Source organism: Candidatus Dormiibacterota bacterium, assembly GCA_035544955.1.
Classification (GTDB): domain Bacteria; phylum Chloroflexota; class Dormibacteria; order CF-121; family CF-121; genus CF-13.
In genome coordinates this window covers 34,894-53,870 of sequence record DASZZN010000044.1, presented here as the reverse complement: position 1 = coordinate 53,870, position 18,977 = coordinate 34,894, and the positions used below count along the sequence as shown (strand labels likewise).

Genomic DNA, 18,977 nt, shown 5'->3' with positions numbered 1-18,977 from the left:
TTGGCAGAAGCCCTCGCCGTGGAAACCCACGGCCTAACCAAACGATATTCGACCGGCGTGCTCGCAGTGAACAACCTCGACCTTCGAGTGAGGGCCGGGGAAGTGTACGGCTTCCTGGGGCCGAACGGCGCGGGCAAGACCACGACCCTGCGGCTCCTGTCCGGGCTGCTGCATCCGACCAGCGGCACGGCCATCGTCGCGGGGGCCGCGCCCGGGAGTCCGGCGAGCCTGGCCCGCATGGGCGCGATGGTGGAGACGCCGGCCTTTTATCCGTACCTCTCGGGACGCGACAACCTGCGGGTGATCGCACGCTATGCCAGCATCCCGGAATCGCGCATCGAGCCCGTTCTGAAACTGGTCGACCTGACCGACCGCGCGCGCTACAAATTCAAGACCTACTCGACGGGAATGAAGCAGCGCCTCGGGGTCGCCGCCGCGCTGCTCAAGGGACCCGACCTGTTGATCCTCGACGAGCCCACCAGCGGTCTCGATCCGCAGGGCACCATCGAGATGCGGGCGTTGATCAAGGAGCTGAAGCAGGGCGGCCGCACCGTCCTCCTCTCGAGCCACCTACTCAACGAGGTGGAGTTGACCTGCGACCGCGTGGGCGTGATCGCGAAAGGCAAGCTCGTCGCCGAGGGAACCGTGGATGAGCTGCGCGCGCGCAGCGGCGGGATCGCGCTTCTCGTCCGGGCCACGCCGCTGGACCAGGCTCGCCGATTGCTCGAGTCCGTTCTCAAACCGGAGCAAGTCCGGGTCGATGGCAGCGCCCTCGTCCTGTCGGTCGATCCCTCGCAGGCGGCATCGATCAACCGGCGGCTCGTCGCCGACGGGATCGACGTCAGCGAGCTACGCGTCTCCGAGCAATCGCTCGAAGACGTCTTCCTGCAATTGACGGAGAACCCCCAGGGGCCGAAGGCATGATCGCCAGCTTCCGCGCAGAGAACCTGAAGACTCGAAAGCGCTGGGCCAACTGGATCCTCATCGGCATTCTTCTCGCGTGGATCCTCCTGCTGATCTACTTGACGTTCTTCCTGGTGGTGACGCTGTCGCCCAAGAGCATCCAGGGCCCGGTGCCGGCGAGCGAGCTCAAGCGGCGGCTCTTTCCCGAGAACTTTGTGCCCACCGTCCTGAGTGCCGCCTCGACGATCGGAGCGGCCATCATGTTGATCTTCGGAGGGCTCAGTACCGCCAGCGAGTTCGGTTGGCTGACGGTGCAAACCATCTTGATTCAGAAGCCCTCGCGAGTCGCGGTGCTCGGCGGAAAGCTGCTTGGGCTCGGTGTCGCCACGCTCCTGATCGGCGTAGCGATGCTTGCCGCCGCGGCGCTCGCGTCCTATGCCGCGGTGACGCTCGATGGCAGCTCGAGTAGCTGGCCGACGTGGGAGGTGATGCTGAAGGCCTTTGGCGCGCTCGTCCTCCAACTCGGTGTGTGGACCGCCTTCGGTGCCTTTCTTGGGATCGCCTTCCGGAGTGCGGCCGCCGCGATCGGCGGCGGCCTGACCTACCTCTTCGTCGGCGAAGCGCTCCTGGGCAGTTTGCTTCGCAACACGCCGGTGGTGAAGGACGTGCTGAAGTTCCTACCTGGAATCAACGGCGACGCCGTCACCGCGGCTTTCCCGGCAACGATCCGTGACTCCGGGGGACAGGCGCAGCTCGTTAGCGCCGGGCGAGGCGTGATCACGCTGCTGGTCTACCTGGTCGCCTTTACCGTCCTCAGCGTGCTGATCTTCCAGCGGCGCGACGTCGGCGGCAGTTAGGCGGCTTTAGGGGGGCGGTTCAAGAGCAGCCAGTACATGCCAAGGCTGCGGGCCGCTTCTTTGAACTGGTCGAAGTCGACCGGTTTGACGATGTAGGAGTTCACGCCCAACCGGTAGCTCTCGATCAGGTCGCTCTCCTCGCGTGACGAGGTCAGCATGACCACCGGGATGGTACGGGTTCTCTGATCCTGCTTGATCCGCCCGAGAACTTCGAGCCCGTCGATGAAGGGGAGCTTGATGTCGAGCATGATCACGTTGGGGTGGTCGTACGACCCGTACAAAAGACGTACTCGAGCGCCTCCTGGCCATCCCGCACCACCTGGATCCGGTTCGTCAGGTGATACTTGGCGAGCTCGTGAAGGGTTAGCGCCTCGTCGTTGGCGTTGTCCTCGACCATGAGAATGTCTACGCGGCCGTCGCTGTTCGCCATTGCTGCGCTCCTTTCAATGTGAAGTAGAAGGTGGCGCCGGCGTCAACCTTTGCCTCGGCCCAAACCCGCCCCCCGTGTCGCTCGACGATCCGTTGGACGATGGCCAGACCCACGCCGGTGCCTTCAAAATCCTCGCTGCGGTGCATTCGCTGAAATACTCCGAAGAGTTTGCCGGCGTACTCCATGTCGAACCCGGCCCCGTTGTCGCGAACGAAGTACGTCGGGCCTTCCGTGGGGTTAGTCTGGAGGACGCCAACTTCGACCCGGGCCTGTTCGTTCTTTCGCGAGTACTTGAACGCGTTACTTAGAAGGTTGACGAAGACCTGTTCGAGGAGGGCGGCGTCGCACTCGGCGTCTGGTAGCTCGCCGATCACCACCTCCACCTGCCGCCCTTCGAGCGCCGGGGCAAGCTGCTCCAGGGAGCGATCGACGATCCCCCTGATGCTGACCGACTGGGTGCGCATCGCCTGCCGGCCCAGCCGCGAAAAGGCGAGCAGGTCGTCGACCAATTGGCCCATGTGCGCGCCGCTGTCCTTGACCCGCTTCAGATAGCCGCGTGCCTCCGCCGGCATGGCATCGGCATATTCCTCAGAGAGGATGGCGGTAAAACCGCTGATGGCCCGCAACGGCGCGCGAAGGTCGTGCGAGATGGTGTAGGAGAAGGCCTCGAGCTCGTGATTCGCGGCCTCGAGCTGCTGCGTTCGCTCGGTAACTTCGCGAATCTTGCCCTCCAGCTGGCCGTTGGTCCGCGCGAGTGCCTCGACAAGCCGGACGCGCTCCAGCCCCGTGCTCACCGTCGCGGCATATTGCTGGAGCCAGGCCTCCTCGTCGGTGCTGAAGACCGGAGTGAAGGGCCCGCCCAGCAGGACGATGGTGGCATCGTTGACAAGGCGGGCGATCATGACGCTGCGCGGAGGGGTACCGCCGAGCGGAATGACCGTGCGATCTCCAGCGCCGGCGACGGCGGCTTGTAGCGTCGCCGCGTCATCAGCGGCAAGGCCCTGCGTGGCGAGGATGGTGAACGGTCCGCTCAGAAAGAGACCGGCATCAGCACCGGTGAGCCGAATTGCCCAGTCGAGTGAGCGCCTGGCGAGGGCGAGGGGGTCTGAGGCGAACATCACGATGTCGCGGGTGGCTTGCTGGAATTTCGCTTCCTCGGACTGACGCCAGGTCCGCCGGAGCCAGGCCGGTGGCACGAATCCCGCGTAGAGCAAGGGGACGATGGCGATCGTCGCAAGGGCGAAAACGAGCTGTATAACGGGCTGGGTGGCCAGGGAGGTCGTGAAGACGGTGGCGAGGAGAAGGGCAACGATCGCGAGGTATCCGAGACTGAGCGCGCGCATCCGGGCGCGTTGCACCACGGTGCGGCGGCGGGCGGCGAACCAGAGTCGCATGCTTGGCTCGCCCACGCAGCCGCTCCATACCAGGACGAACGCGGCGGTGGCGATCAGCTGGAGCGGCCTGGGAGCGGTCTGCCCGAAGATCGCCGAAACCCCAATCTCTAGCAGGCCCGTTGCGGCGACGATGGCGAAGACCACCCTCAGGGTCCGGGGCTTGAGCGGAATGACCGCGTGCCGGAATAAGAGAAGGGCAAGTCCCGATACGAGGAAGATGGTGATGGTGACGTAGGCGGTGGCGGCAGTGAACGAAGGTCCGAGGACCTTGCCAACCTGACTGAGAATGGATACCGCGGCAAGGGAGGCGATCGCCAGGGCGAGGTACATCCGGCTCCTGTCGTGGGTGACGAGCCATTCGCGGACCGTTAGCACCGCGATCACGGCGAAGGCCGCCGTGGTGGCGTACTGGCTGGCCGTAATGAAACCGCCCTGGCTCACTGTTGCTAGAACCGGTTACCGAGGCAACTCATTGCTCGGTAAGCCGTTGCATCGCTGGGCCCTGACCGGACGACCCCTGCGTGCTTTGATCCTCGAAGACCGACAGCCTGACCCTTAACCTTTTCTCACTCGCCCTTCAGGCTCAATTTACCTTCGTGTGGGAGCATTCCTGACATCGCTGCTAGCAAGATGGGCCGCGGCGCGGCGCTGCCCCTGGTCGCCCTGCTGCTAATGACGGCGTGTCAGCCGGTGGCCCAATCCAAGCCCGGATCGAGTCCGGCCGCGTCATCTGCAGCGTCGGCGTCCTCGTCGCCGACCCCGGCGGCCGCCAAGCACGTGTTCGTCATCGTGTTGGAGAACACCTCCTACCAGCTCGCGCTGCGCCAGCCCTACATCGCCAGCCTGGCGAAGCAGTACGCAGTGGCGACAAACTATGCCGAGGTCGGGAGCCCCAGCCTCCCGAACTACCTGGCGATGACCTCGGGCTCGACCTGGGGGATCCGCGACGATAACTACCACCAGCTGCCGGCGACCGGGTTGGGACAGCAGATGAGCGACGCGAGCATCTCCTGGAAGGCCTACATGGAGGGATTCACGGGAGACTGCTTTAACAGCCCCTATCCCTACGCACTCAAACACAATCCCTTCGCCTATTACGGCGGCGCCTGCCCGACGAACGTCGTGCCCATGACCGACCTCGCCCCGGACCTGACCGGAGACACGCCGCAACTCTCGTGGATCACGCCCGGAATGTGCAATGACGGGCACGACTGCGGAGTCGCGACGTCCGATCGCTGGCTCGCGCAGTTCGTTCCCCAGATCACGAGCTCGCCGGCGTGGAAGCAGGGCGGGGCGCTGTTCGTCGTGTGGGACGAATCCAGCTCCGCCGGCGGCCGGGTCGCCTTGCTGGTCATCACCCCGAATCTACGTGGCCAGCTGACGATGCCCTTGAATCACTACTCGCTGCTGGCGACAATTGCCGACCAGCTGAATGTGGCGCGGCTCGGCCTTGCCAAGGACGCGACCTCGTTGCAGCCGCGGCTCGAGGCTGCTGCCGCCTCAAGCCCGACCGGCGGATAGCACTCCACCCTGGGCTGAACGTCTCAAACGCTCGCCCGGCACTAGCGCGCCGCTCGCGTGGGCCGACGGGCCCGGCAAGCGCGGGACAGAAATCCTCGTTTCACCCCCAGGGGGAAAACTCAGGATTTGATATACTAGTTATCACGTTATGCGTAATGGGAACGCATGATCCACTACTCTCAATTCGCGGCACGCCGCGCCTCCCGGTTGCCCCTGCTTGGCGCGATCGCCAGCCTGGCGGCCGTCGCCATCTGGCTGGGCGACCCGCAGGTCGGGGCTGCGACGGCCACTGCCGCCCGCGTCCCGGTCGCCAACCGGCCGATGATCGGGGTGCCGCTGCGCCTGAACGACCACCGGTCGCTTCGCCTTGCCAACCAGAGTGACCCCCCGCAAATCGCCACGCTCCCGCCAAGCTCTGGCGGACTCCCGCAGGCGGCGGTCGCGCTCTTCAACCGTGATCGAGCCGCGGCCGGGCTCCCATCACTCAACGAATCCCTGACACTTGACGCGATTGCGTCGACGCGCGCCCAGCAGATGGTGACGGACGGGCTCACCCATATGCGACCGGGTCGCACCGTGATGGCCGTCACGGAACTGCTCCACCAGAATGGCGTCACCTACATGTGGAACGGCGAGAACATCTTCTGGTCGGGCGGGCCGCCATTCGACGACGCCATCTCCTCGGCCGACGTCTGGTGGATGAACTCACCGGAGCATCGAGACAACATTCTCGGTGCGCATTTCCGCCAGGTCGGCATCGGCACGGCGATCGACTCCGGAAAGATGTACATCTCCGCCGTCTTCACCGACTAACGTTGAAAATCGCTGATCAGGCGGCCGCCTGGTCGTCGAGACGCTCGCCCAGGCTGCGGAGGAGGGCGCGAACGGCTGGCTCCCAGAGATGGGTCCCGGACTCCTCGCCTAGGATGCGCAGCGCGCGCTCATTGTCGAAGGCCTGACGGTACGGTCGGTCGGAAATCAGGACATCGTAGGTGTCGGCGACCGCCAGGATGCGGGCCTCGAGCGGAATCTGCTCACCCCGCAGTCCGCGAGGATAGCCGCTGCCGTCGATGCGCTCGTGGTGAGCGATCACGATGTCGGCCTCATGGCGCAGGCTGGGCACCCGCAAGAGGATGTCGTGCCCCAGCGCTGGGTGTCGCTTGATAGCCGTCCACTCGTCAGGATCGAGCGGGCCCGGCTTGTTGAGGATGGCATCGGGGATGCCGATCTTGCCGACATCGTGGAGAAGCCCGGCGCGCGCGAGCGTCCGCAGCTTATCCGTGGGCAGCTCCATCGCGCGTCCGATGAGAACCGCGAGCTCCGCCACTCGCGTGTTGTGGCCCTTGGTGTTTTCGTCCTTGGCTTCGACGGCGGCCGTCAACGCGGCGATCGACTCGGCATGTTCGAGCTCGATGCCGACCTTGACTTCGAGCGCGAGCGTGGCTTCCATCACCGCGCGGAACGAGAGGCCCTTGGCCCGCTGCGCCGCCAGTGACCAGACGGCGAGCCCCACGCTAACCAGCATCAGCCCGTGATATTCCCACCAGGAGAGTCGCCAGACCTGGCCCAGCATCATGATGCCCTGCGCCTCGGCGAGGAGGAGGAAGGCGAGCACGAGGACGCCCTGGAGCGGCAGGCGTGCGACGAGGTAGGAAGCGGCCTGGCGCCACGCTGAAAAGAGCAACAAGGCGATGGTCGTCAAGCCCATCATGGTCGAGTAGGGTTTCACGCCAAAGGGCAGCTCGGCGATCACCTCCGTGCTGGCCACGGCAAGGATGCCGTAAATCGCGACCGCCGTTCCCAGCAAGACGATCAGCCAGCCTGCCGGCGAGAAGGGAAGACGGCGCTCGAAGGCGGCGGTCAGCGGCGTGTAGGATGCGGCGAAGAAGAGTGCGGGAACGAAGAGACTGAGGTAGGCCGAGACTCCGACGACAGCGCCGGCATAGGTGCCCGCCTCACCGCCTTGGAGGATGCCCGGGGTATCGATGCCGTGGACCGCGAAGATGCCACCCATCGCCATAAACCCGAGGCAGAGGAAGAGGACCCGATACTGGGCGATCTGGACCGCGGCAATCGCGAGCAGCACCGCGAGCCCGAATGCCAGCAACGACACCACCGTAACGATGATGAAATGCTGCCACGGCACGACGATGTTGGCATCAGCGGCGGGATGCGCCAGCAGCCAGGCGAAGGTGCCGGCAGGGAAGAGGAGGGAGCCGAGCGCCGCCGCCGGAGTGGCCCGTCTGATCCAGGGACGCGAAAGGGCAGCGGCGGTGGCCACATCAACATAACGGGGTAAAAACCCCCACCCTGCCCTCTGGCAGAAGGTGTGGTTCGCCGTATCATTTGGTTGTGGTTGAGACAGGCGCCCAGGCCGCGCTCCAGCAGACAGGCGTCCGCCTGACCCCACAGCGGCTGGCCATCGCTACCGTGCTGGCGCAGACGGGGAAAGAGACGTCGGCGCAGGAACTGTACGAGCGAGTCCGCAGGAAGCATGCCTATATCGGCCGGGCGACGGTCTTTCGGTCGCTCGACACCCTGGTCACCGCCGGTCTGGCGCAGCGGCTCGAGCGACCCGGTCACGTCTCCGCCTACGTCTGGTGTGAGCCCGGCCACCACCATCACCTGATTTGCACCACCTGCCGGACGGTCGAGGACCTCGACGAAGAGTCGGTCGCGCCGCTGGCCGAGACGATCGCGCGCCAGCGCGGCTTCCGCGTCGACCACGCGACCCTCGACTTCTACGGTGAGTGCCGGACCTGTTCCTCACGCGCGCGGGGTTCTCTCCCCCGCTTGCGGGCGAGGGTCAGGGTGGGGGCAACTAACCGCGCCAAGATATAGCTCCAGAAAGCGATCGTCGTGATGAAGAAGCCAACCGGGTAGGGAAAGTAGTAGGCGACGGTCAGGCCCGACCAGGTGAAGAGCACCGCGAGCAGCGCTGATAGCAGCACCCCGCGGCTTGGACGAGTCGTGAAGCGCTCAGCGATCGCGGCAGGCGCCACGATCAGGGCAAAGATCAGGAGGACCCCGACGACCTGCACCGCCTCCGAGACGGCGATCGCCAGGATGACCATGAACGCAATGGACAGACCGCGAACCGGCACGCCTTTGGCTTCAGCGACCTCCTCGTCGAGAGTGGCAAAGAGCAGCGGGCGGTAAACGACGACCAGCGCCAGCACCGTGAGCAATCCGGCGACCAGCGTCACGGCGACCTCGTCACTCGTGATCCCGAAGATCTGACCGAACAGGATGCCAATGGCGAGGCCGGCCGACCCCTTGTAGAGGGCGGTGAAGAGAAGGCCGAGGCCCAGCGACCACGCCATCACGAGGCCGATCGTCACATCGCGGCCGCGAAGCCGCTGGCCGAGGGCGCCCATAACGGCGCCGGCTGACATCGTGAAGGCGAGCAGTCCGGCGATCGGCGCGGCTCCCAACAGGACCGCCCCGGTTGCGCCGGCGAAGCCGATGTGCGACAGCGCGTGGGCGGCAAAGGAGAGGCCGCGCAGGACGACGAAGTAGCCGATGATGCCCGCCGATAGCGCGACGATCGTCCCGGCCTCGTAGGCGTGCTGCATAAAGGCGTAGCGCAGGAGTTCCTGGACGTCACGCAGCAGATCCCAACCGAAGTACGGTGCGGCAGCCAGGTAATGCTCAGGCATCGTGATGGGCGCTCTCCGCCTCGAGGCCCACGACGAACATGTGGCCGTGACTGTCGTGGAGCACCTCGACCGGCGCATCGTAGAGGCGGCTCAACTGTTCGGTCGTGATGACCTCGGCCGGCTTTCCGATCGCGACGCCGCCGTGCGCCACATACAGCACGCGATCGACGACGGGCAGCAGCGGGTTGATGTCGTGCGCAATCAGGAGGACGGTGAGGCCGTTCGCACGCGCCAGGTCCGCGACCAGCTCGGCAATGACGATCTGGTTGCGCAGGTCGAGGCTGGCCAGCGGCTCGTCGAGGAGCAACATCTGTGGGCGGCCGGCCAATGCCTGCGCCAGGAGCAAGCGCTGCTGCTCCCCGCCCGACAACCGCCCGATTGGGCGGTCCGCATAAGCCTGCGCATCGACCGACGTGATCGCCTGGTCGACCCGCTCATGGTACGTCGGATTGTTGCCCAGCTCGATTCCCCACCGGGCGCCGTCGATGCCCAGGTGAACGAAGTCGCGGCCTCGCACGGGCAGGTCGCGGTCGATGTTGCGGCGCTGGGGAACGTAGCCGACGTCGGCGTTGCCGCGATGCGGTCGCTTGCCAAGAACCTGGAGGCTACCCGCAGCGGGAGGCATGAGGCCGAGCAACAACCGCAGGAGCGTGGACTTCCCGCTGCCGTTCGGGCCCAGCACGGCCACGAACTCTCCCGTATTCACGGTGAAGCGGGCGTTTCGCCAGATCAGCTGGTCGCCGTAGGCGGCCGCCAGGCCATCGGCGACGATGGCGGGAGTGATCGAACGGGCCATGCTGCCCGTTATTGTCGGGGGAGAGCGGCCTGGAGGGAATTCAGCTGTCTGATCTGCCAGTCCTGGAAGGAGGCGGTCGCCGGTTGGACCGTTTCCGAGATGCCGACTACCGGGATACCGTTTTGCGTCGCCAGCTGCTTGAGGTTGTCCGTGATCGGGGTCGAGGTCTGCGTGTTATAGACGAGGACCTTGATCTGGCGGTGCGAGATCTGGTCCTGGAATTGGGCCACCGTTTGCGCTGGCGGGTCAGTGCCCTCAGAGATCGCCTGCATGAATTCCGCCGGCGAGATCAGGTTGAGGCCCAATGCGTGCGCCAGGTTGACGAAGATGCTTTCGGTCGAGCCAACAGCGACGCCAGTGTGGGTGGCTCGGATATGCGCGATCGCGTCATGGTATGGCTTGAGTGCGGTCGCGAGCGCCTCACGCTGCTGGGTGAAATAGGCAGCGTCTGCCGAATCGAGTGCGCGATAGTCCGCTGTGATCTTGTCAGCGACCGTGTCGACCCACTCGGGGTTGTACCAAAAGTGCGGGTTGTCGCCCGCTTTCTTGTTCAGAAGGTCGGCGACGGTGAACACCTTGCGGTTCTGGTTGGGGTTTGCCGATAGCAGTTTGCTGGCCCAGGCGTCGTAGCCGGCGCCATTGAGGACCACGTAGTCGGCCGTCGCGAAGGCGCGGGCATCGATGGCGCTGCTCTCGTATTCGTGGGGATCGGTGTTTGGGTTGGTGACGATGCTGGTCATCGTGACATGCGAGCCGCCCAGCTGGGCCGCGATGCTCCCCCAGAAGTTCTCGCCCGCTATCACCTGCAGGGTGCCCGACCCGGCGCCCGTGGCAGGTGCGCCGCAGGCGGCCAGGGGGGCGAGGAGTGCGCCGACGATCAGCGTCTTGATAACCCGAGTCATTTGATACCCAGTATCATAGCCCCTGTACGGCGGCGGCCTGAAGACCAGCTCCAAGCCTGCATTTGCAACTCGCGCTCTTCACAGTCGAGGCCCCAGCATCCTATGGTGGAGCAGCGACGGGTACCCCGTCCTGGATTTCTCAGAAAGGAGGTGCAGGGTGTACTTCGGTGGAGGCGGACTACTTATCGTGCTCGGGATTGTTGCCCTCGTACTCGGCTACACCTTGATCGGGATCATCCTGATCATCCTCGGTCTGTTCGGCGGCGGCTTCGGCTTCTACAACAGTCGTCGCGGCGGGCCCTAGCGGGCGATCCCTTCACGACCCGGCGACTGCCACCCGGTAGTCGCCGGGTTTTTTGTTTCTAGCCCTCGCCGCGGATGTCGCGCGGCGCGTAATTGAGGACGCAGGGTAGTCCGTTGACGGTCAACTGCGCGTCCGTGACGGTGTAGGGGTTGAAGTTCGTGAAGCGGCAGCTCGGCCACGGGGCAGCCAGCGTCGGCGGCAAGGATTCAGTCCCCGGCAGGTAATAGTTCCCGCCCACCTGGTCGACGCCGCCAGGGACGGCATACCACTCGTCCGGCTGCGCGGCGAGCGCCTGGGCCATGAACTGGTGCCAGATGGGGGCGGCTCCCACGATGCCCGTTGAGTTGTGGGCGAGCCGATGGTAATCGGGATTGCCAACCCAGACGGCCGTGGCCAGCGATGGCGTAAAGCCCACCGTCCAGTTGTCGCGGAAGTCCTGGGTGGTGCCGGTCTTGGCGCCGACGTGGCGGCCGCGGAGCGTCAGGTCGCCGCCGCACCCGAACGACATGCAACGGTTGCGGTCGTCCGACATGATCGAATCGATGATGAAGGCGACCTGCTGCCTGATGGCACGGAACTCGTTCTTCGTCGGGTCGTAGGCGAAAACGGTTTTGCCCAGCCCGTCCTCGATGCGCAACACCGGTGCGGGCCGATGACGGAGGCCGAGGTTGGCGAGCGTCGAGGCCCCGGTGACCATGTCCAGCGGTGAGACGCCGTAGCCGCCCAGCGTCAGGCTCATGCCGTAATGGTTGTCGGCCTGATTGAGACTGGTCACGCCCATCCGCCGCGCGGTGTCGAGCACGGCCGGGATTCCGGTGGTGAGCTCGACCTTGATCGCCGGGATGTTGAGCGAGTTACCCATCGCCATCTTCAGCGGGATCGTGCCGTGGAAGTGCTGGTCATAGTTAAGCGGGGCATACGGCTTCAGCCCATCGGTGCCGCCGCCCAGCGGAAACACCATCGGCTGGTCGAGGATCGGGCTGGTCATGTTCAGCCGGCCACTCTCGATCGCCGCCGTGTAGGTGAACATCTTGAATGACGATCCGGGCTGGCGGGTGGTCGTGGTCGCCATGTTGATCTGACCGCCCGGACTGTAGTAGTCGTCCCCACCCACCATGGCCAGCACCTCGCCCGTCCTTGGATCCATGGCCACCAGCGCGCCGTCGTGGAAGTCGTAGTAATTGCCCTGGCTGTTGATCTGGTTGCGGACCACCGCCTCCGCCAGGTGCTGCAGGTTGAGGTCAAGGCTCGTGTAGACGCGATAACCCTTGCGATCGCTCGGGCGGATGTGGAACTGCTTGTCGAGGACGTCGAGAACGTACTTCTCGACGAAGTAGGGAGCCTGCAGCTGGTTGGTCGGATAGAAGAACTGCAGTTGCTCGTTCTCGGCAGCCAACGCTTGCTCGGGCGTGATCATTCTCTGCGACACCATCGCGTTGAGCACTTCCGCTTGCCGCACCTTGGCCTGGGTGGGGTTGACCAGCGGGCTATTCTGCGTCGGCGCCTGCGGCAACCCGGCCAGCATCGCGGCCTGGCCGAGCGTCAGGTCGTGCGAGTTCGTGTGGAAGAAGCCCCTGGCCGCCGCCTCCGCGCCGTAACTCTGCGCGCCGTAATAGATCGTGTTCAGATAGAGCTCGAGGATCTGGTCCTTCGAGTAGCGGCTGTTGAGGTCGACGGCGAGCACCGCCTCGCGGAGCTTGCGCTGGATCGTGGGCGGGGGGTTCGGGCCGATGAACACCTGCTTGACCAGCTGCTGACTGATCGTACTCCCGCCCTGCGCGATACGGTGATGCGAGTAATCGGCAACCGCCGCCCGCACGATGCCGCCCACGTCGACGCCTTTGTTGTCGTAGAAGGTCCTGTCCTCGATCGCGATCGTCGCTTGCTTGATGAACGGTGACATGGACTTCAGAGGCACCACGATCCGGTGGTCGCCATGGTCGCCAATGTCGTCGATGAGGGTGCCGTGCCGATCGAAGATGAGCATGTCCTGGTTGAGGCCACTGGCGGAGAGGCCGTCGACCGCGGGGAGGTTCCCGACGGATTCGGCCGCGAACGCCGGGATCACCATCAACGGAAGGGCGAGCATGAAGACCGCCACCAGGATGAAGACGCGCCGGCTCTTGATGCGGCGCTGGCTCTTCCGAAGCAACCGCAGCCGGCGGTGCAGGGAATAGCGGGACAGACGGCGTCGGGGCATCAGGCAGCGGCTTGTGGCGATACGGCTTGCGACATCACCAAAAATGATAGCGTAGCTGTAGGGAAAGGTGTAGTCTTGAGGTCAAGTCTGAATACGGGGCGCCCCGCCCTTTTTGGCACGTCGACCACTCGGCCGGTTGCCAGCGACGCACCGCGCCTAATACAGTGGAATGGTGAGGCTCGCTCGAACGGTAGCCCGCCCATTGGTGGCAAGCCTCTTCATCGCGTCAGGGCTCGAGGTGCTGGCGAATTCTGAGCCGCGGGCGAAGGCGGCAAAGCCCGTGGTCGACAAGGTCGCCTCTGTCGTGCCCTTCGCGCCCACAGATCCGATTGACGCGGTCAGGTTGAACGCGGCGGTCCACCTTGGCGCCGGGGTACTCCTGGCCGCCGGCGTGATGTCGCGGCTCGCCGCCCTTTCGCTTGCGGTGTCAATGGTGCCGACCACCATCGCCGGTCACCCCTTCTGGGAGATCGACGACCCGGGCAAGCGCTCGCAGCAGCGGGTGCAGTTCCTCAAGAACACCGCTATCCTTGGCGGGTTGCTGGTACTGGCTCTCGATTGAATGGAACATAGCCGGGCTGCGGCTGGTTCTTGAGGGCGTGAAACAAGCCATTTTCGCCGCCGGCTGTTTTTGGGGCGTCGAGGCGGCGTTTCGCGAAATACCTGGTGTGACACGGACCACGGTCGGCTACACCGGCGGCACGACGGAGAACCCCTCGTACCGTCAGGTCTGTACTGGAAACACCGGCCATGCCGAGGCGGTGCAGGTCGATTTCGACCCCGACCAGGTGACCTACGAGCAGCTTTTGGATGTCTTTTGGGCCAGCCACGATCCGACGACGCTGAACCGTCAGGGTTGGGACCTGGGCACCCAGTACCGTTCCGCAATCTTTTCTACCGACCCCGCGCAGCAGACCGCCGCGACGGCATCGCTTCTGACGCGGCAGGAAACACGCCGCAAGCCGATCGTGACCGAGATCACTCCGGCGTCCGCCTTCTACCCGGCGGAGAACTACCACCAGCAGTACCTCGAGAAGCGCGGCCAGGCCAGCTGTCACGTCGGCCTCAAGTCGGATCAGCCAGTCATTGATGCCGGACCGAAAGTCCAGGGAGGAACCTCGCTATGGCAAAGGCTCTTGAAGACCGGATCGTCGAAAACGTAGAGCCGCGGCCCAACGCGGCCGATGACATCGTCTTGGTGCCGACCGACCGGCGTGTCCGGGTGATGTTCGGTGGTACCACGAGCGCCGACAGCCGCGCCGTGATGCTGGTGCTCGAGAAGAAGCGGCTGGCGATCTACTACTTTCCGGTGAAAGACGTCCGAATGGATCTGCTCCAGCCAACGAACTATAAAAGCTCCCATGCGGGTAAGGGCGAAGCGAGCTTCTACTCCGTCAAGGTCGGAGACCGGGTCGCGGAAAAGGCCGCTTGGCGTTACCTGCAACCCGAGCGCCCTGACCTGAAGGATTACGTTGCCTTCTACTGGGACAAGATGGATGCCTGGTTCGAGGAGGACGACGAGGTCTTCGTTCATCCCCGCGATCCCTACCATCGGGTGGACGTCTTGAACAGCTCTCGCCACGTGAAGGTCATCGTCGGCGGTGAGGTCGTCGCCGAGACCACCCAGCCCCGCCTCCTGTTCGAGACCGGCTTGCCCACCCGCTACTACATTCCGAAGGTGGACGTGCGACTGGACCTACTGACGCCCACCAACACGTCGACGCGCTGTCCCTACAAAGGCAAGGCGTCCTACTGGACCGTCAACGTCGGCGGCAAGGAATTCACCGATATCGTCTGGGGCTATCCGGCGCCAATCCCAGAGTGTCCGAAGATCGAGAATCTCCTGTGCTTCTACGATGAGAAGGTCGATGCCGTCTACGTGGACGGCGAGGTACAAGCCAGGCCGGTGACCCCCTGGTCATAAGCGGCTAGGAGGGTTCCTGCCGGAGAGCGGGGCGGCATCCGTTGCATGGACGGATGGACCCCACCGTCAAGTTCATCATCGAGGCGGCTTGCCTGGTCGGTGTGATCCTGCTCGCGGCGGTATCGACGCCCGCACTGGGTGGAAAACGCTGGGACAGGTCGATGTGGCTCCGATCCACCGGTGTCCTCGTGGTCGGCCTCGTCTACCTTGTCGTCAACCCGAGGGGCGCGCCGGATCTCTTCCCGGTCGTGATCGGCTGCACGGTGTTCGTCGTTGTCCTGGTGGGGCTGATGCTGGCGATCGCGCTCGCCTGGCGGTTCGCCCACCGCGAGCGGCGGACCGAAATCGATCAGGAGGCAGCGGTCAACCTCGGCGCCATGGGCCTCTTCGGTGTCTTTGCTGCGGTCTGCCTGATCGCAGCCGTGGCCTGCGCGCTCGGACTCGTTCAGGGCCTTGGTGACCAGTCGGCCTACCAGCACGCTCCAAGTTGCGCAACTGTCTCCAGCAGTTCGTGTCGTAGCCAGGCTGACGCACGATTCGTCCGAAGGTGGGCCGAGAGTTCAGGGGGGCGACACTGGATTGCGGTGACTGTGCTCGGCCAAAACCAGGCAATTCAGGTCGCAACCGCATACGACGTGTGGCAGAGCCTCATTCCGGGGAACCGCGTTGTCCTAACCTCCTGGAATGGCCACGTGACGGAGGTGAGTCTGCCGGGCGTGGGGTCAATGCAGACGGTGGATTCGCCGAACTTCGCTCTAATTCCGTTTATCGCGTTACTTGTCGGCTCCCTCGTCGGCTTGTTCATGTTTTCGATGAACGCGCTGATGTCCTGGCTGAAATGGTTGGCGGCCTCAAGAGGGATCGACGTTGACCGCCTCGCCGCATGAATTGAACTCAGAGCTCTGGGTAGCGGAAGCACCTGACCAGGTGGTCGTTCACCAGCCCGGTCGCCTGCATGAACGCGTAGCAGATCGTCGGTCCGACGAAGTTCGCGCCGCGCGCGATCAGGTCCTTGCTCAACGCCCGTGACTCGGCGGTCTCCGCGGGAATGTCGCCCATCGTCTTCCACGCGTTGCGCCGTGGCCGGCCACCGACGAAGGACCAGGCGTAGCGATCGAAACTGCCCTGCTCCTTCGCGATCGCCTGGACCACGCGGGCATTTCGGACGGCGCTCTCGATCTTGCGCCGGTTTCGGACGATCGCCCGCAGGGTCATCAGACCGTCGACAGTCGTCTCGCGAAAGCGGGCGACCGCTGCTGGGTCGAAGTCCTTGAACGCTTTCCGGTAGGCCTCGCGCTTCCGCAGGATCGTCATCCAGCTCAGCCCGGCCTGGGCGCCCTCGAGGACCAGGAACTCGAAGAGGAGATGGTCGTCGTGGACCGGCACACCCCACTCTCGGTCGTGGTACTCGAGCATCAAGGGGTTTCCCTCCGCCCAGCCGCATCGCTGAATGGCCACACCTTATAGTCGCATCGTGCCCGACCTCCCGCCATGGTTCTTCGAGCCCAAGGGACGCTACGACGAGCATCTCTTCGAGAGCGCGGTGCTGAAAGGCAATCCGCTCGGCGATCCTCATCGCCGCCCGCTCTGGGTTTACCTGCCGCCCGGGTACGACGCGGACCCGCAGCGCCGCTACCCGAGCATTTACGTGATCCAGGGGCTCACCGGCCAGATCGACATGTGGCGAAACCGCCCCGCGTTCCGGCGAAACTTCCCGGAGCTGGCCGACGCCCAGTTCGCGGCCGGCACCGCCAAGCCGTGCATCCTTGTCTATGTCGACTGCTGGACCTCGGTGGGTGGCAGCCAGTTTGTCGACTCGCCCGGCACCGGCCAGTATCACACCTATCTCTGCGATGAGATCGTCCCCTGGGTCGACGCCCGCTATCGAACGCTGCCGCAGGCCCGTCATCGCGGCATCGCCGGCAAGTCGAGTGGCGGATATGGCGCCATGATCACGCCCATGCTCCGGCCGGATCTGTTTGGGGGCCTGGCGACTCACGCGGGCGACGCGCTCTTCGAGATGTGCTACGCGCACGACTTTCCAAAGTCCGTGCGGACACTTCGTGACCACTATCACGGCTCCTTCGACGAGTTCTGGACGGACTTCCGCAGCCGGACCGCCTTCACCAGGGAGGGCGACGGCGAGCTCCTCAACGACTGGTGCATGGCGGCCTGCTACTCCGCCGACGATGACGGGACCGTCCACCTGCCGTATGACACCGCAACCGGCCAGCTCATCCCGGAGGTCTGGGAGCGCTGGCTGCGCTGGGACCCGGTGCGGATGGTGCCGCGCCACGCGGACGCACTGCGAGCGATGAAGGCGATCTATATCGACGCCGGCAAACGCGACCAGTATCATCTCGACCTGGGCGCAGAGGCCTTCCGCCGGGCGCTGGAGGCGATCGGGGTGACCGACGTCTTCTTCGAGCTCATCGATGCGACCCACGACGCCATCGAGTACCGATACCCGATCGCGATCAAGTATTTGGCGGAGCGGTTGACTCCCTCAAAGCGATGAAACGGACGAATAGATCGCCGGCGTCTCGGCCGCGGCGTGTTCAACCGCTGCCTCTGATGCACCTCGAACTGTGGGTCACCCTTCGTAAAGACCGAACGCGCGCAAGCCGGATCCTTGGAAGAAGCTACACCGTTGCCCGTCGGATTACCCAGGACGGAGGAGGAAGCGGCCCCTGGGTGTTCATTGTCGACCCCGATCCGCCTGATCCTAAGACCAGGCGGCTAAGGGCCACGCTTGCCTTGAGACCCGAAGAGGACCTCTGGGTGGAGCTTGTGTTCTATCCGAATAGGGTCCAGGCGCGAAACATCATCCGGCAAATTTGGAAAGATCCCCAATTCGCGGTGCACGCTGCCGCCCTCGACGGTCTCGTCTCGAGGCGGAAGGCTGGTTATCCGGGGACTCTCGCGTACGCCAGCCTAAAGCCGGTTTAGGCTTCTCCTCCCCAAAGGGCTAGGCAGCGCGCCGTCCTCACCGAACGTCCGGGTCGCGTCCTCGCCGTCCGGGTGAAGGCGCCGATCTCGTTTCAGTCGTACCGTGACAGCAGCCGAGCAACCCCCACCGCGACCCCTCGAGAGGGAGGGAGATTTTGGAGATCGGCACAAGGAGAAAGCAACATCATGGCGACTCTCAAAGACCTTTCTAACGACATCGAAGCGCTGGTGGAGAAAGCGAGCAAGAGCGTGGTCCGGGTCGACGCTCGGAGGGGCCGGGCGGGCACCGGCATCGTCTGGGACACCGGTCTCATCCTGACGGCCAACCACGTGGTCGAGCAGGAGGATGACATCGCGGTGGTCGTCGACGACAAGAGCACGAAGGCGACGCTGGTGGGCCGTGACCCGGCGACCGACGTGGCGCTGCTCAAGGTCGAAGGCCTGACGGCCCCAGCGCTGCCGCGTGCGAAAGTGGAAGACCTCAAGCCGGGGCAGATCGTGCTGGCGATCGGGCGGCCCGGCAGCCTCAAGGCGACCTTTGGCACGATCAGCGCCGTTTCATCGTCCTGGCGCGGATGGCGCGGAAGCGAGATCGAGCACCTGATCCAGACGAACGCCCCGCTCTATCCCGGGTTCAGTGGCGGTCCCCTGGTCGACGTCGACGGTCGTGTCGTCGGCATGAACAGCTGGGTCTTCGGCCGCGGAGACGGGCGGGCGATTGCGATGGACGTGGCCGAGCGCGTCGTGGCCAGCCTTCGGTCCGAGGGCCGGATCAAGCGTCCTTACCTGGGGATCGGCACCCAGGAAGTGCCCCTGCCCGACGCCGTCAAGGGCCGGGTCAACCAGGACAGCGGGCTGCTGATCGTGGCGGTCGAGCCGCAGAGCCCGGCGGACAAGGCGGGGCTCATGCAGGGCGACACGCTCGTCGCGCTGGACGGGACCGCAACCAGGAGCCTGGAAGACCTGTATTCGGGGCTGCGGAAGATCAAGGTCGGCGCCACCCAGACCGTCAAGGTCGTCCGTGCCGGCGAGGTGAAGGAGATCCCGGTGACGGTGGGCGAGGCCGGCCGCTAACGGCCCTCACCCCGAACGTCTCAAACGCTCGCCTGGCACTAACGTCTCAATCGCTCGTATGGCA

The 18,977-nt window shown here is 64.8% G+C and carries 19 protein-coding genes and 1 pseudogene; 12 read left to right on the top strand and 8 right to left on the bottom strand.

Annotated elements, in window-relative coordinates:
- Nucleotides 1-924: an ABC transporter ATP-binding protein gene (locus VHK65_15840; GenBank protein ID HVS07620.1), complete on the top strand. Its 924-nt coding sequence runs from the start codon at nt 1-3 to the stop codon at nt 922-924.
- Nucleotides 921-1,760 (top strand): hypothetical protein, encoded by an 840-nt coding sequence (locus tag VHK65_15835; protein ID HVS07619.1) that lies wholly within the window; start codon nt 921-923, stop codon nt 1,758-1,760. The genes VHK65_15840 and VHK65_15835 overlap by 4 nt, the downstream gene beginning before the upstream one ends.
- Here the strand turns inward: VHK65_15835 and VHK65_15830 are convergent.
- Nucleotides 1,757-2,190, bottom strand: a pseudogene (locus VHK65_15830) (response regulator). The gene VHK65_15835 and the pseudogene VHK65_15830 sit on opposite strands and share 4 nt — an antisense overlap.
- Entirely contained in the window at nt 2,166-4,025 is a 1,860-nt protein-coding gene (locus VHK65_15825; GenBank protein ID HVS07618.1) for an ATP-binding protein, read from the bottom strand. The pseudogene VHK65_15830 and the gene VHK65_15825 overlap by 25 nt, the downstream one beginning before the upstream one ends.
- A gap of 189 nt (nt 4,026-4,214) precedes the next feature.
- Between VHK65_15825 and VHK65_15820 the strand changes: the two genes are divergently transcribed.
- Entirely contained in the window at nt 4,215-5,105 is an 891-nt protein-coding gene (locus VHK65_15820) for an alkaline phosphatase family protein (protein HVS07617.1), read from the top strand.
- Between the two features lie 165 nt (nt 5,106-5,270).
- On the top strand, nt 5,271-5,918 hold the full coding sequence (locus VHK65_15815) for a CAP domain-containing protein (GenBank protein ID HVS07616.1): 648 nt from the start codon (nt 5,271-5,273) through the stop codon (nt 5,916-5,918).
- A gap of 16 nt (nt 5,919-5,934) precedes the next feature.
- On the opposite strand, the gene VHK65_15810 is transcribed toward VHK65_15815, so the two are convergent.
- Nucleotides 5,935-7,386 (bottom strand): HD-GYP domain-containing protein, encoded by a 1,452-nt coding sequence (locus VHK65_15810; GenBank protein ID HVS07615.1) that lies wholly within the window; start codon nt 7,384-7,386, stop codon nt 5,935-5,937.
- Nucleotides 7,387-7,457: 71 nt separating this feature from the next.
- Between VHK65_15810 and VHK65_15805 the strand changes: the two genes are divergently transcribed.
- Nucleotides 7,458-7,946, top strand: a complete 489-nt coding sequence (locus VHK65_15805) for a Fur family transcriptional regulator (GenBank protein HVS07614.1) — start codon at nt 7,458-7,460, stop codon at nt 7,944-7,946.
- On the opposite strand, the gene VHK65_15800 is transcribed toward VHK65_15805, so the two are convergent.
- The 3 genes from VHK65_15800 to VHK65_15790 are packed head-to-tail and all read right to left on the bottom strand — an operon-like array spanning nt 7,847 to nt 10,462.
- Complete coding sequence (locus VHK65_15800) at nt 7,847-8,764, bottom strand: metal ABC transporter permease (GenBank protein HVS07613.1); 918 nt, start codon at nt 8,762-8,764, stop codon at nt 7,847-7,849. The genes VHK65_15805 and VHK65_15800 overlap by 100 nt on opposite strands.
- Nucleotides 8,757-9,560 carry an ABC transporter ATP-binding protein gene (locus VHK65_15795; GenBank protein HVS07612.1) on the bottom strand — a complete coding sequence of 268 codons (804 nt, stop codon included), beginning with the start codon at nt 9,558-9,560 and terminating at the stop codon, nt 8,757-8,759. The genes VHK65_15800 and VHK65_15795 overlap by 8 nt, the downstream gene beginning before the upstream one ends.
- 8 nt (nt 9,561-9,568) lie before the next feature.
- A complete protein-coding gene (locus VHK65_15790) occupies nt 9,569-10,462 on the bottom strand; it encodes a zinc ABC transporter substrate-binding protein (GenBank protein HVS07611.1) in 894 nt (297 codons plus the stop codon).
- Nucleotides 10,463-10,619: 157 nt separating this feature from the next.
- On the opposite strand from VHK65_15790, the gene VHK65_15785 reads away from it, so the two are divergent.
- A complete protein-coding gene (locus VHK65_15785; GenBank protein ID HVS07610.1) occupies nt 10,620-10,766 on the top strand; it encodes a hypothetical protein in 147 nt (48 codons plus the stop codon).
- Between the two features lie 58 nt (nt 10,767-10,824).
- Here VHK65_15785 and VHK65_15780 read toward each other — a convergent pair whose 3' ends face one another.
- Nucleotides 10,825-12,966: a transglycosylase domain-containing protein gene (locus VHK65_15780; protein ID HVS07609.1), complete on the bottom strand. Its 2,142-nt coding sequence runs from the start codon at nt 12,964-12,966 to the stop codon at nt 10,825-10,827.
- Nucleotides 12,967-13,135: 169 nt separating this feature from the next.
- On the opposite strand from VHK65_15780, the gene VHK65_15775 reads away from it, so the two are divergent.
- The 4 genes from VHK65_15775 to VHK65_15760 are packed head-to-tail and all read left to right on the top strand — an operon-like array spanning nt 13,136 to nt 15,777.
- Nucleotides 13,136-13,528 carry a DoxX family protein gene (locus VHK65_15775; GenBank protein ID HVS07608.1) on the top strand — a complete coding sequence of 131 codons (393 nt, stop codon included), beginning with the start codon at nt 13,136-13,138 and terminating at the stop codon, nt 13,526-13,528.
- 37 nt (nt 13,529-13,565) lie between these two features.
- Nucleotides 13,566-14,129 carry a peptide-methionine (S)-S-oxide reductase MsrA gene (gene msrA, locus VHK65_15770; protein ID HVS07607.1) on the top strand — a complete coding sequence of 188 codons (564 nt, stop codon included), beginning with the start codon at nt 13,566-13,568 and terminating at the stop codon, nt 14,127-14,129.
- Complete coding sequence (locus tag VHK65_15765) at nt 14,090-14,890, top strand: DUF427 domain-containing protein (protein ID HVS07606.1); 801 nt, start codon at nt 14,090-14,092, stop codon at nt 14,888-14,890. Before msrA ends, VHK65_15765 begins: the two co-directional genes overlap by 40 nt.
- Nucleotides 14,891-14,943: 53 nt before the next feature.
- Nucleotides 14,944-15,777 (top strand): hypothetical protein, encoded by an 834-nt coding sequence (locus VHK65_15760; protein ID HVS07605.1) that lies wholly within the window; start codon nt 14,944-14,946, stop codon nt 15,775-15,777.
- A 7-nt stretch (nt 15,778-15,784) separates the two neighbouring features.
- Here VHK65_15760 and VHK65_15755 read toward each other — a convergent pair whose 3' ends face one another.
- A complete protein-coding gene (locus VHK65_15755) occupies nt 15,785-16,342 on the bottom strand; it encodes a DNA-3-methyladenine glycosylase I (protein HVS07604.1) in 558 nt (185 codons plus the stop codon).
- 22 nt (nt 16,343-16,364) lie between these two features.
- Here VHK65_15755 and VHK65_15750 point away from each other — a divergent pair, with 22 nt between their 5' ends.
- Together VHK65_15750 and VHK65_15745 are read left to right on the top strand one after the other, a co-directional pair.
- Nucleotides 16,365-17,408 (top strand): alpha/beta hydrolase-fold protein, encoded by a 1,044-nt coding sequence (locus tag VHK65_15750; GenBank protein ID HVS07603.1) that lies wholly within the window; start codon nt 16,365-16,367, stop codon nt 17,406-17,408.
- Nucleotides 17,409-18,025: 617 nt separating this feature from the next.
- Entirely contained in the window at nt 18,026-18,913 is an 888-nt protein-coding gene (locus tag VHK65_15745) for a trypsin-like peptidase domain-containing protein (protein ID HVS07602.1), read from the top strand.
- The last annotated feature ends 64 nt before the right edge of the window (nt 18,914-18,977 follow it).

Excerpts from the sequence above, each read along its gene's own strand:
- VHK65_15775 (HVS07608.1), top strand. The coding sequence starts at position 13,136 with ATGGTGAGGCTCGCTCGAACGGTAGCCCGCCCATTGGTGGCAAGCCTC.
- VHK65_15790 (HVS07611.1), bottom strand. The coding sequence starts at position 10,462 with ATGACTCGGGTTATCAAGACGCTGATCGTCGGCGCACTCCTCGCCCCC.
- VHK65_15765 (HVS07606.1), top strand. The coding sequence starts at position 14,090 with ATGGCAAAGGCTCTTGAAGACCGGATCGTCGAAAACGTAGAGCCGCGG.
- VHK65_15760 (HVS07605.1), top strand. The coding sequence starts at position 14,944 with ATGGACCCCACCGTCAAGTTCATCATCGAGGCGGCTTGCCTGGTCGGT.
- VHK65_15745 (HVS07602.1), top strand. The coding sequence starts at position 18,026 with ATGGCGACTCTCAAAGACCTTTCTAACGACATCGAAGCGCTGGTGGAG.
- VHK65_15815 (HVS07616.1), top strand. The coding sequence starts at position 5,271 with ATGATCCACTACTCTCAATTCGCGGCACGCCGCGCCTCCCGGTTGCCC.
- VHK65_15835 (HVS07619.1), top strand. The coding sequence starts at position 921 with ATGATCGCCAGCTTCCGCGCAGAGAACCTGAAGACTCGAAAGCGCTGG.
- VHK65_15795 (HVS07612.1), bottom strand. The coding sequence starts at position 9,560 with ATGGCCCGTTCGATCACTCCCGCCATCGTCGCCGATGGCCTGGCGGCC.
- VHK65_15820 (HVS07617.1), top strand. The coding sequence starts at position 4,215 with ATGGGCCGCGGCGCGGCGCTGCCCCTGGTCGCCCTGCTGCTAATGACG.
- VHK65_15780 (HVS07609.1), bottom strand. The coding sequence starts at position 12,966 with ATGCCCCGACGCCGTCTGTCCCGCTATTCCCTGCACCGCCGGCTGCGG.
- VHK65_15800 (HVS07613.1), bottom strand. The coding sequence starts at position 8,764 with ATGCCTGAGCATTACCTGGCTGCCGCACCGTACTTCGGTTGGGATCTG.